The 15,025-nt window shown below is 63.5% G+C and carries 15 protein-coding genes; 4 read left to right on the forward strand and 11 right to left on the reverse strand.

The window, feature by feature from the left end; all coding sequences use genetic code 11:
* Nucleotides 1-64 precede the first annotated feature (64 nt).
* Both DEM26_RS15680 and DEM26_RS15685 read right to left on the reverse strand, forming a co-directional pair.
* The gene (locus DEM26_RS15680; RefSeq protein ID WP_075776890.1) at nt 65-853 is read right to left on the reverse strand and encodes an exodeoxyribonuclease III; all 789 of its coding nucleotides are present in this window, start codon (nt 851-853) and stop codon (nt 65-67) included.
* Nucleotides 854-980: 127 nt separating this feature from the next.
* Nucleotides 981-2,417, reverse strand: coding sequence for an aldehyde dehydrogenase family protein (locus DEM26_RS15685; protein ID WP_109172806.1), 1,437 nt, complete (start codon nt 2,415-2,417; stop codon nt 981-983).
* Between the two features lie 179 nt (nt 2,418-2,596).
* On the opposite strand from DEM26_RS15685, the gene DEM26_RS15690 reads away from it, so the two are divergent.
* Nucleotides 2,597-3,250 (forward strand): peroxiredoxin, encoded by a 654-nt coding sequence (locus DEM26_RS15690; RefSeq protein WP_088723429.1) that lies wholly within the window; start codon nt 2,597-2,599, stop codon nt 3,248-3,250.
* Nucleotides 3,251-3,387: 137 nt separating this feature from the next.
* Here the strand turns inward: DEM26_RS15690 and pnp are convergent, their stop codons facing one another.
* The gene (gene pnp, locus DEM26_RS15695) at nt 3,388-5,532 is read right to left on the reverse strand and encodes a polyribonucleotide nucleotidyltransferase (protein ID WP_075776830.1); all 2,145 of its coding nucleotides are present in this window, start codon (nt 5,530-5,532) and stop codon (nt 3,388-3,390) included.
* A gap of 125 nt (nt 5,533-5,657) precedes the next feature.
* Between pnp and DEM26_RS15700 the strand changes: the two genes are divergently transcribed.
* Nucleotides 5,658-6,479 (forward strand): NYN domain-containing protein, encoded by an 822-nt coding sequence (locus DEM26_RS15700; protein WP_233243142.1) that lies wholly within the window; start codon nt 5,658-5,660, stop codon nt 6,477-6,479.
* A 115-nt stretch (nt 6,480-6,594) separates the two neighbouring features.
* A complete protein-coding gene (locus DEM26_RS15705; protein WP_088720523.1) occupies nt 6,595-7,827 on the forward strand; it encodes a cation:proton antiporter in 1,233 nt (410 codons plus the stop codon).
* A 52-nt stretch (nt 7,828-7,879) separates the two neighbouring features.
* Here the strand turns inward: DEM26_RS15705 and putP are convergent, their stop codons facing one another.
* The 7 genes from putP to rbfA all read right to left on the reverse strand — a co-directional run bounded on the left by putP (nt 7,880) and on the right by rbfA (nt 13,813).
* A complete protein-coding gene (putP, locus tag DEM26_RS15710; protein WP_075776827.1) occupies nt 7,880-9,325 on the reverse strand; it encodes a sodium/proline symporter PutP in 1,446 nt (481 codons plus the stop codon).
* A gap of 253 nt (nt 9,326-9,578) precedes the next feature.
* Entirely contained in the window at nt 9,579-9,848 is a 270-nt protein-coding gene (gene rpsO / locus DEM26_RS15715) for a 30S ribosomal protein S15 (protein WP_075776826.1), read from the reverse strand.
* A 120-nt stretch (nt 9,849-9,968) separates the two neighbouring features.
* Nucleotides 9,969-11,000 carry a calcium-binding protein gene (locus DEM26_RS15720; protein ID WP_146194472.1) on the reverse strand — a complete coding sequence of 344 codons (1,032 nt, stop codon included), beginning with the start codon at nt 10,998-11,000 and terminating at the stop codon, nt 9,969-9,971.
* Nucleotides 11,001-11,087: 87 nt separating this feature from the next.
* Nucleotides 11,088-11,618 carry a DUF1643 domain-containing protein gene (locus DEM26_RS15725; RefSeq protein ID WP_109172809.1) on the reverse strand — a complete coding sequence of 177 codons (531 nt, stop codon included), beginning with the start codon at nt 11,616-11,618 and terminating at the stop codon, nt 11,088-11,090.
* Between the two features lie 78 nt (nt 11,619-11,696).
* On the reverse strand, nt 11,697-12,599 hold the full coding sequence (truB, locus tag DEM26_RS15730; protein WP_075776823.1) for a tRNA pseudouridine(55) synthase TruB: 903 nt from the start codon (nt 12,597-12,599) through the stop codon (nt 11,697-11,699).
* Nucleotides 12,600-12,651: 52 nt separating this feature from the next.
* A complete protein-coding gene (locus DEM26_RS15735) occupies nt 12,652-13,392 on the reverse strand; it encodes a phosphodiester glycosidase family protein (RefSeq protein ID WP_369907858.1) in 741 nt (246 codons plus the stop codon).
* Entirely contained in the window at nt 13,382-13,813 is a 432-nt protein-coding gene (gene rbfA, locus DEM26_RS15740) for a 30S ribosome-binding factor RbfA (protein ID WP_075776888.1), read from the reverse strand. Before rbfA ends, DEM26_RS15735 begins: the two co-directional genes overlap by 11 nt.
* Before the next feature lie 97 nt (nt 13,814-13,910).
* Here rbfA and dapB point away from each other — a divergent pair, with 97 nt between their 5' ends.
* The gene (gene dapB / locus DEM26_RS15745) at nt 13,911-14,720 is read left to right on the forward strand and encodes a 4-hydroxy-tetrahydrodipicolinate reductase (RefSeq protein ID WP_109172810.1); all 810 of its coding nucleotides are present in this window, start codon (nt 13,911-13,913) and stop codon (nt 14,718-14,720) included.
* 97 nt (nt 14,721-14,817) lie between these two features.
* Here the strand turns inward: dapB and DEM26_RS15750 are convergent, their stop codons facing one another.
* On the reverse strand, nt 14,818-15,003 hold the full coding sequence (locus DEM26_RS15750) for a DUF1674 domain-containing protein (RefSeq protein ID WP_088720527.1): 186 nt from the start codon (nt 15,001-15,003) through the stop codon (nt 14,818-14,820).
* Nucleotides 15,004-15,025 lie beyond the last annotated feature (22 nt).

Genomic DNA, 15,025 nt, shown 5'->3' on the forward strand with positions numbered 1-15,025 from the left:
TCCTATATGGCCTCGGAAGGGCCGAACGCAAACCCGTTTGACCGCGGCGCGCTGCCGCAAGCGATTACAGATCGAAAGTCGCGAAAACCGGCGCATGATCGGAGGGCTTCTCCCAGCCCCGCGCGGCACGCAGCACCCGGCTGCCATGCGCCGCGTTCGAGATGTCCGGCGTCGCCCAGATGTGATCGAGCCTGCGACCCTTGTCGGCGGCATCCCAGTCGCGCGCCCGGTAGGACCACCACGAATAGAGAAGCCCCTCGGGAATGTCCTGCCGGGTGATGTCCACCCATTTGCCCGCCTCCATCGCGTCATGCAGATGCTCGACTTCGATCGGGGTGTGGCTGACGATCTTCAGCAGCTGCTTGTGGCTCCAGACGTCATCCTCGCGCGGGGCGATGTTCAGATCGCCGACGAGGATCGACTTCTTCGGCCCTTCCGCTTTGAAGTGATCGCGCATCTGGGTGAGGTAATCCAGCTTTTGGCCGAACTTCTCGTTCACCTCGCGATCCGGCACGTCGCCGCCTGCGGGGACATAGAAGTTGTGGATGGTGACGCCATTCTCGAGCGTACCCGCGACATGGCGTGCATGGCCGAGATCGGCAAAATCATGGGCGCTGTTCTCTTCCATCGGAATTTTCGAGAAGATCGCGACGCCGTTATAGCCCTTCTGGCCGCGCGCGATCATGTGCGTGTAGCCCAGTTCCTTGAAACCTTCGACCGGGATCTTCTCGACCGGGCTCTTGCATTCCTGAAGGCAGAGCACGTCGGGCGCCTCTTCCTCCATCAGCTTGCGCACCAGCCCCTCGCGCAGCCGCACCGAGTTGATGTTCCAGGTCGCCAGCGTGAAGCTCATCTCATTCTCCCGTTCCAAAAGCCGCGCGATCATGTCGAAGGGCGGCCGCTTGCGCAACCGCCCCTGTTCTTCTCAATAAAAATATCGGCAGGTGAAATGGCCGATAGGCCAAGAGGGGCAGCGCCCCTTATTCCGCCCAGCCGGAGATCGACTTCACGTCGCAGAATTCCTCGATGCCCCAACGGCCACCCTCGCGCGCCCGGCCCGAGGAACCGACGCCGCCGAACGGTGCCCCCGCCCCGCGGTCCTGACCGTTCATCTCGACCATGCCCGAGCGCAACTGACGCGCCAGCCGGTTGCGTCGCGCGCCGTCGCCCGATTGCAGGTAATTGGTCAGACCATAAGGCGTGGCGTTGGCCACCTCGATCGCCTGCTCCTCGCTGTCGAAGGGCATGATCGACAGGACTGGGCCGAAGATTTCCTCGTTCATGATCGTCATCGAGGGATCGCAGTCGGCGAAGACCGTCGGACGGACATAGAAGCCGCGATTGAGATGTTCGGGCCGTCCGGGACCGCCCGCGACGAGTTTCGCGCCTTCCGCGATGCCTGTCTCGATCAGGCCCTGGATCTTGTCGAACTGCGCCTTGTTGATGACCGGACCGATATGCTTGCCCTCCTCGCGAGGGCTGGCGACCTGCGTGGCTTCGGCGGTCTGCCGCGCGACCTCGACCGCGCGGTCATAGGCCGAACGCTCGACCAGCATCCGCGTCGGCGCGTTACAGCTTTGCCCCGAGTTCTGGAAGCAATGCTTCACACCGCGGGCCACCGCATCTTCGTCCGCATCGGCGAAGATCAGGTTGGCGCCCTTGCCGCCAAGCTCCAGCGTCACGCGCTTGAGCGTATCGGCCGCCGCCTTCGAGATCGCGCGCCCGGCACGGGTCGAGCCGGTGAAGGAAATCATCTCGACATCCGGATGGGTCGAGAGCTGCGTGCCGACGCCCGCGCCGTCGCCATTCACGAGGTTGAACACGCCCTTGGGCAGCCCCGCCGCATCGAGGATTTCCGCGAAGATCAGCGAAGACAGCGGCGCTTCCTCGGACGGCTTCAACACCATCGTGCAGCCCGCGAGGATCGCCGGGATCACCTTGAGCGTCACCTGATTCATCGGCCAGTTCCACGGCGTGATCAGCCCGACGACACCCACCGGCTCATAGGCGATCATCGCGCCCGGCGTGCCGTCGCCCAAAGGATGCACCCACTTGAACGCCTTCGCCGCGTCGATGAAATTCTTGATGTGATAGGCGCCCGCGCCCCACTGGTTCTTGCGCGCGAGATCGATCGGCGCGCCCATCTCGAGGCTAATCGCCTGCGCCATGTCCTCGGCGCGCTCGGCATAGACCTTGGCGATCCGCTCGACCGCCGCGATCCGCTCTGCCGGGTCGGTTGCTTTCCAACCGGGCAGCGCCGCCTTCGCTGCCGCGACTGCCGCGTCCGTGTCGGCCTGATCGCCCAGCGAGATTACTGCACAGGGATCTTCGGTCGATGGATCAATCACCTCGTAGTCCTGCGCAGCCTTGGGTGCGACCCATTCCCCGTCGATGTAGAAATTCCGTTTCTCGATCATTTCAGCCTCCCGCACACAGATATTGCGAAAGAGCGTTTCACCACTCTCGGCCCTGCGCAAGGCCTGACGATAGGTCGCAGACCCCAAGTTTGAAAAGATTCTAAACTGGCTGGAATGGACCCCGGCGAGGACTTATATCCCGCAAAGACGTAATTTTACGCAAACACAGGAGGTTTTTCATGGGCCTGCGTATCAACGACACCGCTCCCGATTTCACCGCCGACTCGACCGCTGGCGAGATCAAATTCCACGACTGGATCGGCGACGGTTACGCCATCCTGTTCTCGCACCCGAAAGACTTCACCCCGGTTTGCACCACCGAATTCGGCGCTGTGGCGCAGCTCGCCCCCGAATTCGAAAAGCGCAACACCAAGGTCATGGGCGTCTCGGTCGACAGCGTCGAAGAGCATGTGAAGTGGAAATCGGATATCGAGCAAGTCGCCGGCGCGCCCGCGAATTTCCCGATCATCGACGACACCTCGCTGGCCGTGTCGAAAGCCTATGACATGCTGCCCGCCGACGCCTACCTGCCCGACGGCCGCACCCCGGCGGACTCGGCGACCGTGCGCACCGTCTTCATCATCGGACCCGACAAGAAGGTCCGTCTGACCATGTCCTACCCGATGTCGGTCGGCCGCAACTTCGCCGAGATCATCCGCGCCCTCGATGCCGTTCAGGCCACCGATGGCAAACCCTTCGCGACCCCCGCGAACTGGGTCCCGGGTCAGGACGTGATCGTCGCCCTCTCAGTGTCGACCGAGGAAGCGAAAGAGAAATTCGGCGAAGTCGACGTCAAGCTGCCCTACCTACGCACTGTGAAAGCGCAGGGCTGAGAGCAGTCTCGTCCGATTGCGGAAAAGCCCCGGCAACGCCCGGGGCTTTTTCATTTTCGCCCGACCCCGAAGGACCAAAAGCAAAAGGCCCCGGATCGCTCCGGGGCCTTTCTAAATCGTCTAGCGGATCAAACCGATCAATCGGCTTTCTCTTCACGCTTTTCCGGCGCGATCTCTTCGCCGGTTTCCTGATCGACCATCTTCATGCCAAGGCGTACCTTGCCGCGATCGTCGAAGCCCAGAAGTTTTACCTTCACTTCCTGACCTTCCTTGAGCAGATCGCTCGGGTGGTTCAGGCGCTTGTTGGCGATCTGGGAGACGTGGACGAGGCCGTCACGCTTGCCGAAGAAGTTCACGAAGGCGCCGAAATCGACGAGCTTCACGACCTTGCCGGTGTAGATCTGGCCTTCTTCAGGCTCAGCCACGATAGCGTGGATCATGTCATGCGCTTTCTTGATGGCCTCGGCATTGGCCGAAGCGATCTTGATCACGCCGTCGTCGTTGATGTCGACCTTGGCACCCGAGACTTCCACGATCTCGCGGATGACCTTGCCGCCCGAACCGATCACTTCGCGGATCTTGTCGGTGGGAACGGTCATCGTCTCGATGCGCGGAGCATGGGCGGAGAATTCCGAACGGCCTGCGGAGAGCGCCTTGTTCATTTCGCCAAGGATGTGCATGCGGCCAGCGCGTGCCTGCTCCAGAGCTTTCTCCATGATCTCGGCGGTGATGCCGGCGACCTTGATGTCCATCTGCAGCGAGGTGATGCCTTCCTCGGTACCTGCGACCTTGAAGTCCATGTCGCCGAGGTGATCCTCGTCGCCAAGGATGTCGGTCAGAACGGCCCAGGAGCCATCCTCTTCCAGCACCAGACCCATCGCGACACCCGCCACGGCCGACTTCAGCGGAACGCCCGCGTCCATCATTGCCAGCGAGCCACCGCAGACCGACGCCATCGAGGACGAGCCGTTCGACTCGGTGATCTCGGAGACGAGGCGGATCGTGTAGGGGAAGTCGGTCGCAGCCGGGAGAACCGCCTGAAGCGCGCGCCATGCGAGCTTGCCGTGACCGATCTCACGACGGCCGGGCGAACCGACGCGGCCCACTTCGCCGACCGAGTAGGGCGGGAAGTTGTAGTGCAGCAGGAAGTTCGAGCGCGAATTGCCGTGCAGCGCGTCGATGATCTGCTCGTCGTCGCCGGTGCCCAGCGTGGTCACGACCAGCGCCTGCGTCTCGCCGCGGGTGAACAGCGCCGAGCCGTGGGTACGCGGCAGCAGACCGGTTTCCGCCACGATCGGGCGAACCTCGTCCAGCGCACGACCGTCGATGCGGCGACCGTTCTTCACGACGTCACCACGCAGAACAGCCGATTCCAGCTTCTTCATCGCGGTGCCGAGGGTCGGATCTTCAAGCTGCTCTTCGGTGAGCTGCGACTTGATCTCTTCCTTGGCGGCGTTGACGGCGGCCACGCGCTCCTGCTTGTCGGAGATCGCATATGCAGCACGCATCTTCTCTTCGCCCAGAGCTTTGACGGTCTCGAGCATCGCCGAGTAGTCGGGCGCCTGGAAGTCGAAGGGCTCTTTCGCGGCGGCTTCAGCGAGGTCGATGATCAGGTCGATCACCGGCTGCATCGCGTCATGGCCGAACTTGACCGCGCCCAGCATCTCCGCTTCGGACAGCTCGTAAGCTTCCGATTCCACCATCATCACGGCGTCCTTGGTGCCCGCGACGACGAGGTCCAGACGCTGCTCGGGGTTCTCCCGCAGCTTCTGCATGTCGTCGACTTCGGGGTTCAGGATGTATTCGCCATCGGCGAAACCGACGCGCGCAGCGGCGATCGGGCCCATGAACGGAACGCCCGAGATCGTCAGCGCGGCCGACGCGGCGATCATCGCGACGATGTCGGGCTCGTTGACGAGGTCGTGCGAGAGAACGGTGCACATCACGAGCACTTCGTTCTTGAAGCCTTCCGCGAAGAGCGGACGGCACGGACGGTCGATCAGGCGCGCGGTGAGCGTCTCTTTTTCGGACGGACGGGCCTCGCGCTTGAAGAAGCCGCCCGGCACTTTACCGGCGGCATAGTATTTCTCTTGGTAGTGAACCGTGAGCGGGAAGAAATCCTGACCCGGCTTCGGTTCCTTGGCGAAGGTCACGTTGGCCATGACGGAGGTTTCGCCCAGCGTGGCGATAACCGAGCCGTCAGCCTGACGTGCGACCTTGCCGGTCTCCAGCGTGAGCTCTTCTTCGCCCCACTGGATCGATTTTTTAACGGTGTTGAACATTCAGCGTATCCTTCTGGGAGCTCTCACAGGCGTATCCCGTGTCTCCCGATTTGCATGGCGGCCCCATTGCCGCCGCCCCCTTATCCTCTTGCACGCGCCCGGGGGCTCGAGGCGTCACGTCTCAGATGGGCCTGCCAATACAGGAAATGAAGGGGTTTGGGAAGCAAAGAGTCCTTGGCGAAGGAAACGGCCCGCGCCCAATTCTGGCCAGATTGGCGCGCCATCCTCAGCCCGTAGTTATTAAGATTGAACATTGTGAGACCATGAGCAAACCCACAGCCCTTTTCATCGACGGCGAGAACATCTCCGCCTGCCACGCGCCGAAGATCCTATCCTTCGCACCCGGCGCGTTCATCCGGCGCGCCTATGGCGATATCATGCAGATCAAGAACTGGGGAGACGTGCCGTCGATCCGGCTCATACATTCGGGCACCGGCAAGAACGCGTCCGACCTGCTGCTTGCCCTCGACGCGCTGGAGATCGCTTTCGAAGGTTTGGCCGAACGTGTCGTGATCGCAAGTTCTGATGGAGACTTCACGCATCTCGCGACCCGCCTTCGCGAGAAGGGTTTTGAAGTCATCGGCATCGGCGAACAGAAGGCGCCCGCGGGGTTTCGGAAAAGCTGCTCCGTGTTTCACGAAATCGGCCTACCGAAGAGCAAGCCGAAGGAGGTGGCCCCGCCCGAAAGCAAAATCGGCCAACTCGACCACAAGATCCGGCAGGTCATCGCGCAGAACAGCAAGGAAGGCCGGGGAATGAAGATCAAGGACCTCGCGTGCGAGATGAAGAAGTCTCACGATGTGCTGATAAGTGAAACGCCGGAAAAGCGCTGGCGCCCCTATCTTGCCGGGCGTCCGCATCTTTACGACCTCGACCCCAAGGGCCCGGAGGCTTTCGTCCGCTACCGCGCGAAGGGCTTCGCACAGCTTGTCATCGCCGCCCAATAGAGCCCCCGCCCCGCGATCTCGGGATCAATGCGGCGCCCCTATGGAGGGCATGCGCCGCTTGCCCTGAGGTGCTCCGGGCTACCTTAAACGGACAATCACGCCGAGAGCCGCCCCCATGACCGTTCTGCAATTCGCCGCCGCCCTCATCGTGCTCGCTGGGTTGTTCGGCGTCATCAATCACTTCGTTTTGCGCCTGCCGCCGACGATCGGGATTCTGATCGTCGCTCTGATGACCTCGATCGGACTGATGATCGTCGATCGCATTTTCGGGCTGAACCTCGCGCAGCAGGTACAAGATTACGTCAAGAGCATCGACTTCTCGAAAGCGCTGCTCGACGGGATGCTGGGGCTGATGCTCTTCGCGGGGGCGCTGCATGTGAAGCTGTCGGACCTGCGGGCGGTCTGGCCGACGGTTCTGGTGATGGCGACGATCGGCGTCGTGCTGTCGACCCTCGTGGTGGGCTTCGGTTTTCACTGGCTGACCGGCGCGCCGATCATGGTCGCGCTGACCTTCGGGGCACTGATTTCGCCGACTGATCCCGTCGCCGTGCTCGGCGTACTGCGCTCGGCCAATCTGCGCCGCACGCTCGAGACCGTGATCTCGGGCGAGAGCCTGTTCAACGACGGCGTCGGCTACACGGTCTTCCTGATCCTCTCTGGCCTCGCCTTCACCAGCGGCCACTCCGAAGCCTCAAGCCTGTCCGGGGCGGGCACCCTGTTCTTCCGCGAAGCGGTGGGCGGCGCGGCGCTCGGCCTCGCGATGGGCTGGGGGCTGTTTCGCGTGATGCGCCTCATCGACGACCCCTCGTTGGAAGTACTGTTGACGCTTGGCCTCGCGTTCGGTGGCTATGAGCTGGCGCTGTTCCTGCATGTCTCCGGCCCGATCGCCGCGGTCTGCGCCGGGCTTCTGATCGGAGATGTCGGGGCGCGGTTCGGCATGTCCGAGGAGACCCGCAAGTATGTCGACGCTTTCTGGATGCTGGTGGACGAGATACTCAACGCCGTGCTTTTCCTGTTGATTGGGGTGGAGATTTTCGCGATCCGGTTCGACGCGGATATCCTGACGACGTCGGTCGCCTCGATCGGCCTAGCGCTGGTCGGCCGGCTGGTCGCGGTGGTGGTGCCGATCCTCGCGCTGCGCCCGTTCCGCAACTTCGGCCCCGGCGTGACCCGCGTGATGACATGGGGCGGGCTGAAAGGCGGCATCTCGGTCGCCCTCGCGCTGTCCCTGCCGGACTCGCAGTGGACGGATGAAATCCTCTCGGCCACCTACGTGATCGTCGTCTTCTCGATCGTGGTGCAGGGGCTGAGCGTCGGCTGGCTCGCGAGACGCGCCGCGAAGGAGTAACGCAAAAGGCCCGCCACATTGGACGGGTCTTTCACATCTCAAGTCGCGAGGATCATTCGATCGGGCGGAACTCGCCCCGATCTTCGCTTGCGAGGCTCACCACGATGATGGCGATGAAGGCCGCGATGAAGCCCGGGATGATCTCGTAGAGGAACGAGCCCCAGCCCAGCGAAATCCAGACGATCACGGTCAGTGCGCCGACGACGAGGCCAGCCACGCCGCCGAGACCCGTCATCCGTTTCCACGTCAGCGACAGGATGATCAGCGGACCGAAGGCGGCACCGAACCCGGCCCAGGCATTCGAGACGAGGCCAAGCACTTTGCTGTCCGGGTTCGAGGCGATGATGATCGCCGCGATCCCCACGGCCAGCACCGCGAGACGACCGACATTCACCAAGGCACGGTCCGAGGCCTCCTTGTTGAAGACGATCTTGTAGAAGTCTTCGGTCAGCGAGGAGGACGACACCAGAAGCTGGCTCGATACGGTCGACATGATCGCCGCCAGAAGCGCGGCATACAGGAAGCCCGTCACCAGCGGATGGAAGAGCAGGTTCGACAGGATGATGAAGATCGTCTCCGGATCCTGCACGTCGAGCCCGTTACGCTGCGCATAGGCGCGGCCGAAGATCCCGACCGAGATCGCGCCGATCAGCGAGATCGCCATCCAGCCCATGCCGATATTCCGCGCTTTCGGCACATCGGCGACCGAGCGCACGGCCATGAAGCGCACGATGATGTGCGGCTGGCCGAAATAGCCCAGCCCCCAGGCGACGGCCGAGAGCCAGCCCGCGAAGGTCAGCCCGTTCGTCATCGACAGGAAGTTCGGGTCGATATCGCTCAGCCGGCTCGCAGCCGCGTCCACGCCGTCGCCCTGACCGGTCGTGAGGATCACGATCGGCATGATGACGAGCGCGAGCATCATGATGCAGCCCTGCACGAAGTCGGTGAGCGACACGGCGAGGAAGCCGCCGATCACCGTGTAGACCAGAACGACACCCAGCGTGAGGATGACCCCGGTCATGTAGCTGCCACCGAAGGCGCTGGCGAAGAGCTTGCCGCCGCCGACGAGACCCGACGCGGTGTAGACCGCGAAGAAGACCACGATGATCACCGCCGAAACCATCCGCAGCAAGGTCGCGTGGCTCGGGAAGCGATTGGCGAGGAAGCCGGGGATGGTCAGCGCGTTGTCATAACGCTCGGTCTGCTCGCGCAGGCGCGGCGCCACGACGATCCAGTTCACGAACGCACCGACGAAAAGGCCGATCCCGATCCAGCTTTGCGTCAGGCCCGACACGAAGAGCGCGCCCGGCAGCCCCAGAAGCAGCCAGCCCGACATGTCCGATGCGCCTGCCGAGAGAGCTGCAACCGCGGGGGGCAGGTTGCGCCCGCCCAGCATGTATTCCTCGGAACTCGACGTGGACTTGCGCCACGCGTAGACCCCAATGGCCAGCATCAGCACGAAATACAGTGCCAAGCTGATCCAGACTCCGATCTGCATTTTGTATCCTCCCTGTTACCGCATCTGCAAACTAGGGCAGATGCGCGCGTTTTCCCGTTTGGAGCGGACGATACAGGAGGACAAGAAGTCGAACCGACCAAAGTTTTTTCATTGGAAGGCCATTCGCCCAAAAATCTCGCCAATCATGGGAACAGAGCCCAATCATGTCATTTCAGGCAATTCACACGGAATTACGCAAATGAAAACGCCCGCGCGGTATGCGCGGGCGTTTCGAATTCCAATCCTAGGCGGATTAGCGACGCAGGCCGAGGCGCTCGATCAGCGACTGGTAACGTGCGACGTCTTTCGCCTTCAGGTAGTCGAGCAGCTTGCGGCGCTGCGCGACGAGCATCAGAAGACCACGACGCGAGTGGTTGTCTTTCTTGTGCTCTTTGAAGTGCTCGGTCAGGTTCGCGATGCGCTTGGTCAGGACTGCGACCTGAACTTCGGGGGAACCGGTGTCACCTTCTTTGGTGCCGTATTCCTTGATAAGCGCGTTCTTGTCTTCCACAGTGATCGACATCGGGATCTCCTTACATTGAGGGTTCGGGCGCAAGCCGGGATGTCGTCCAGCAAGGTCCATAGACTGTCCCTTTCGGAACAGATGCGCGCGTATAGACGCGAATCGGCCTGTTGAAAAGCCTTATTTCAAAGCACCTGCCGCCTGTTGCGCCGCGAATTGCTCGGGCGTGATGAGTGCGATGTCCTGCGCGCTCAACTCCGGCGCGTCGAGCACTTCGGCCAGCCGCATCCCATCGAGCAGGATCCACGCCGCACCGGAATGAACCTCCGAGGGCTCGACACTGATCTGCGGCGAGGCCGCGCCCCGCGGATCGTAGATCACGGCCAGCCGATCCTCGCCCGCCGTGTAATCGGCGATCGTTGCGGGCGTCGCCGGGTCGATCCAGTCGCTCAGCGCAAAGCTGTCGGGATCTTCGCCACCATGCAGCCAATCGCCGGAGCCGCCAAGGAGCACATCCTCCCCTGCCCCGCCATTGAGGGTATCGGCATCGGCCGCCCCCAGATCGCGCGTCTGCAGCGTGACGCCGCGCAGCAGATCGTTTCCTGCATTGCCATTCAACTCGTCGCGCCCGGCGTCCCCGGTCAGCGTGTCTGCGCCATCCGCTCCGACCATCGTATCGTCCCCAGTGCCGCCCGCGAGTGTATCGTCTCCCACGCCACCGACCAGCGTGTCGCCCCCCGCCTCACCAGAGAGCCGATCCGCCCCTGACCCACCGGAGAGGAAATCCGGATCCGCGCCACCTGCGAGCACATCCGCGCCGTCGCCGCCGATCAGCGTGTCCGCCCCCGCCTCTCCGCGCAGCGTATCGTTGCCGGCCGCCCCGAGAAGCTCGTCATCACCGCTGCCGCCAAGCAGGATGTCATCGCCACCATATCCATCGATCTGGTCATCGCCCGCCGCCCCCGCGATCGCATCGTCGGACGCATCACCCCAGGTCATGTAATCCTCCGGGCCGGGCGCTGGGGGATCGACCGGTACCGGCGAAGCCTCTCCGGCACTGACCAAGGTAAGAAGGTTGCCGTCACTCTTCATGGACGTGCCATCCGGATCACCCTGCGGCGGCTCATCCTCCTCATTGTCGGAGGAAACCACCATGAGACCCGCCGTGGCACCCGCCATCAGCAGACCCAGAAATCCCGACAGAAACAACATCTCGAGCACCCCTGTGAAGATGCGCGGACGTTACGGTCGCGGAGAAGAAATCCCTAGGACTTAAGCGTTAAATGCTTAACGATACGCTCACCCTTCCGGGGCGAACCACAGCTCGGGCTGATGTTCGTACGCGATGTAGAGCGGATGCCTCGGCGCGCCTGCCTTGGTCAGCCCGAGATGGTGCAGCGCCCGGCCACTGGCGCGCAGCAAGTCCTCTACTGCGGCGCCCCGTTGAAGATGCGCCCCATGCGCCCCCCAGGCACAGATGATCCGGTCTTCGGGACCGCTCGCCCAATCGAGGCTCTCGCGGATCGACGCATCATTCTCCGGACCGACCGGATCTTCCTGCGCCCGCATCACCTTCGGATCGGTTGCGCGATAGGCGAAGATATTGGTCACACGGAACGCCCCGAAACCCAGCGCCCGCGCGCGGCGCTCGCAGCGCTCCACCGTGGGATCGTTCTGCACTTCGGTCGCGGTCGAGGGGTTGAGCATGATGAAAAGCGCCCGGGGTTTGCTGTCGTCCCAGACCCGCGTCAGCAGGTAGCGGTAGTTCTCGCAATCCGAATAGACCGCGATGGAGGGGGCGTCGCCTTTTATATGCTCGCGGGTGATCATCTCTCGTCCTGACCGTTGCGTGTGTGGCAGAGGGCGGAGGCCTCCGGCGGGGATATTTGGATCAAGGGGAAGGGCGCGTCAAAGATTGAAGACGCGGCTCGGATGGACCTCGCCGGATTTGTAGATGCCGACGGCGAGCGGTTTGCCCTCATGGCTGACCCAGACTTCCTCGCCCCATTCGGCGTCACCCGGCAGCACCATGCCCGGATTGCCGTTCTTCAGCCGCACCGCGCCCTCGGGCGTGGCTTTCAGTTGCACCAGATCGTCAAGACCAAGTTCCACAGGCAGCAGTTTCGCATCGAGTTCGGGCGTCTTTGCCAGTTCGTCGATCTCCGCCAGCGTGATCCCGTCGCTCGCCTCGAAAGGCCCCGACCATTCGCGGCGCAGCCAGAGGACGTGGCCGAGACAGCCCAGCTTCTGCCCCAGATCGCGCGCGATGGAGCGCACATAGCCGCCCTTGCCGCAAACCAGTTCCAGCTCGACCGTATCGGCATCGGGCCGGCCCAGCATCACGAGGCTTTCGACATAGAGAGGCCGCGCGGCGAGTTCCATTTCCTCGCCCGCCCGGGCCAGGGCATAGGCGCGCTCGCCATCGACCTTCACCGCGGAGAATTGCGGCGGCACCTGTTCGATATCACCTTCGAAAGCGGTCAGCGCGGCGGCGATCTCTTCATCGGTGGGGCGCAGATCGGAGGTCTCGATCACCTCGCCCTCGGCATCGTCGGTCTTGGTCGCAGCCCCCAGCCGCACCTGAAACCGATAGCACTTCAGCGCATCGGTGATGAAAGGCACCGTCTTCGTGGCCTCGCCCAGCGCCACCGCCAGAACCCCGGTCGCCGCCGGGTCGAGCGTGCCCGCGTGGCCCGCCTTCTTGGCGCCCAGCGCCCAGCGCACCTTGTTCACCACCGAGGTGGAGGTGATGTCCGCGGGCTTGTCCACGATCAACCAGCCGGAAATGTCGCGACCCTTCTTGCGTGCCATGAGGCCTCCGTAGTCAACAGGGGCCGCCTGCTAGCCCAAGCGGCGCGAGCCGTCAATCTCCAGCAGCGGGGTCCGCGGGTGCGATCAGCGCCACGATCGGCCCCATCGGCAGGCCCATATCCTCGCGCCCCTGGCCGGGAATGGTCAGCCGAGATATCTTTCCGTCGAGATAGAGCGCGTTGGGCACCTGCATCTCGTCACGGAAGAAACGACCGAATTCGTGAAAGCTCACCGGCGCATCGGAGATCGCGAAATAGGCGGTCTTGCCATCGGCCGAGACACCCACCCCGTTGCGGATGTTCTTCGAGGTGCCGTCGGCGAGGAATTTCGGATGCAGCGCGCCGTCGATCACGAGCATCGGCCCCGATTGCGTCGCATAGGTGCAGTCCTTCGGGTCAGCGGCGAAGGCGCGCGATTCCGTCACCGAGAATGTCTCGCCGATGCAGAAGACACCATTTGGCAGCAGGCCGAAATTGCCCGGCCCTTCGGAGGTGACGATCGAATGCAGTTCCTTGCCGTTCTCGATGAACAGGCCCACCGGCTTGCGATCGGGATGGTACATCCCCGCATTCATCGCGAAGATAACGCGGTCGCCTTTGGGGACGACTTCGGAAAGCCGCTCGGGCGTTCCGATCAGATTGCCATCGGGATCGTCGAGGAACAGCTTCAGGTCCTGCCCGAGCTGCGCTTCGCAGACCGTGTAGGTCACGCCGTCGAAGCTGCGATCCGCGCAAGGAGCGTCGGCCAGCGCAGGCGTGGCCAGCAGCATCAGCGCGGCAGCATTAGTTGCGATCGTCTTCATCGTCTTCGTCATCGTCCCGCGCAGCGATATCGCGCTGCACCGTCTCGTCCGAAAACATACGGCGCGTCTCGTCCAGCCGGTCATAAGTCTCGTCCAGCCGGAAGCGCAGATCGGGGCTGTATTTCGCGGTCATTTCTTTGCCCAGCAGACGCCGCAGCTCGCCCTTGTTGCGCGCGAGCGCCGCGATCAGCTCTTTGCCGCCTTCCCCGCCCAAGGGCGTGACATAGGCGGTCGCGACCTTCAGGTCTGGAGAGCAGCGCACTTCGCCCACCGTCACCGAGAAGCGGCTGAGATCGGGATCATGCACGTCGCCGCGCATCAGGAGGTCCGACAGCGTGCGTCGGATCAACTCGCCCATGCGAAGCTGACGTTGCGAGGGGCCATCGCCCGAGGAGAAACGGTTCTTTGCCATGGCGCTCACATAGGGCGTCTGCGGGTTTTGCGCAACGGGGGCTTTGCCAAGCGCGCCTGCGCAAGCTAGATAGCGCGAAACCGCGAAGGAGAAAGACATGAGCGACCTGCCGGGCATCGTGATCACCGGGGCGTCGGGCCGGATGGGCCAGATGCTGATCCGCACCGTGAGCGAGAGCGACAAGGCGCGCCTTGTGGGCGCCGTCGAACGCACGGGCCACGACTGGGTCGGACAGGATCTGGGCGAGGCGATGGGCGGCGCACCGAACGGCGTGATCGTGACCGACGATCCGCTGGAGGCGTTTTCCGGGGCGCAGGCCGTGATCGACTTCACCGCGCCTGCCGCCACCCGCGAATTCGCCAAGATCGCGGCGCAGGCACGCCTGACCCATGTGATCGGCACGACCGGCATGGATGACGATGACATCGCGGCGCTCAAGCCATGCGCGCGCCATGCCGTGATCGTGCGGGCGGGGAACATGAGCCTCGGGGTGAACCTGCTCACCCAGCTGACGAAGAAAGTCGCACAGGCGCTCGATGCCGACTGGGATATCGAGGTGATCGAAGCCCATCACAACAAGAAGGTCGACGCACCCTCTGGCACCGCGCTGATGCTGGGCGAGGCGGCGGCGGAAGGCCGTGGCGTCTCGCTCGAAGACAATCGCGAGTCGGGCCGCGACGGTATCACCGGCGCACGCAAGCATGGCGCGATCGGCTTCTCGGCCATTCGAGGCGGCGATATCGTGGGCGAGCATGACGTGCTGTTTGCCGGCATGGGCGAGCGGATCATCCTGCGCCATGTCGCGACCGATCGGGCCATCTTCGCGCGCGGCGCGCTCAAGGCCGCGCTCTGGGGTCAGGACAAGCGCCCCGGCGAATACGACATGCTCGACGTGCTGGGGCTCTGAGTCACAGCAGTTTCGGATTGGCTCAAATATCCTGGGGGTGAGGCGCAACGCGCCGAGGGGGCGACGCCCCCTGCCCCGGCATCAAAGGGCGCCGCGATCAGAAGTCGATCGCGAGGCCCTTCTTCTCCCAATCGCCGTAGCGCACGGGCTCGGGTCCGTCGCGACCGCCAAGCTCGGTCGGCAGTTCCGCCGCCTGCGCGTTCTTGCGGCGCTCCTCGGCTTCGGCGAGCGCGCGCAGGGCTGCGGGCGGCAAGTCGCGCTTATCTTCGGGCTTATCGGACATGGCGCGTCCTTTCTTGTCTGTG

The organism is Thioclava sp. NG1, assembly GCF_003122275.1.
GTDB lineage: Bacteria > Pseudomonadota > Alphaproteobacteria > Rhodobacterales > Rhodobacteraceae > Thioclava > Thioclava nitratireducens.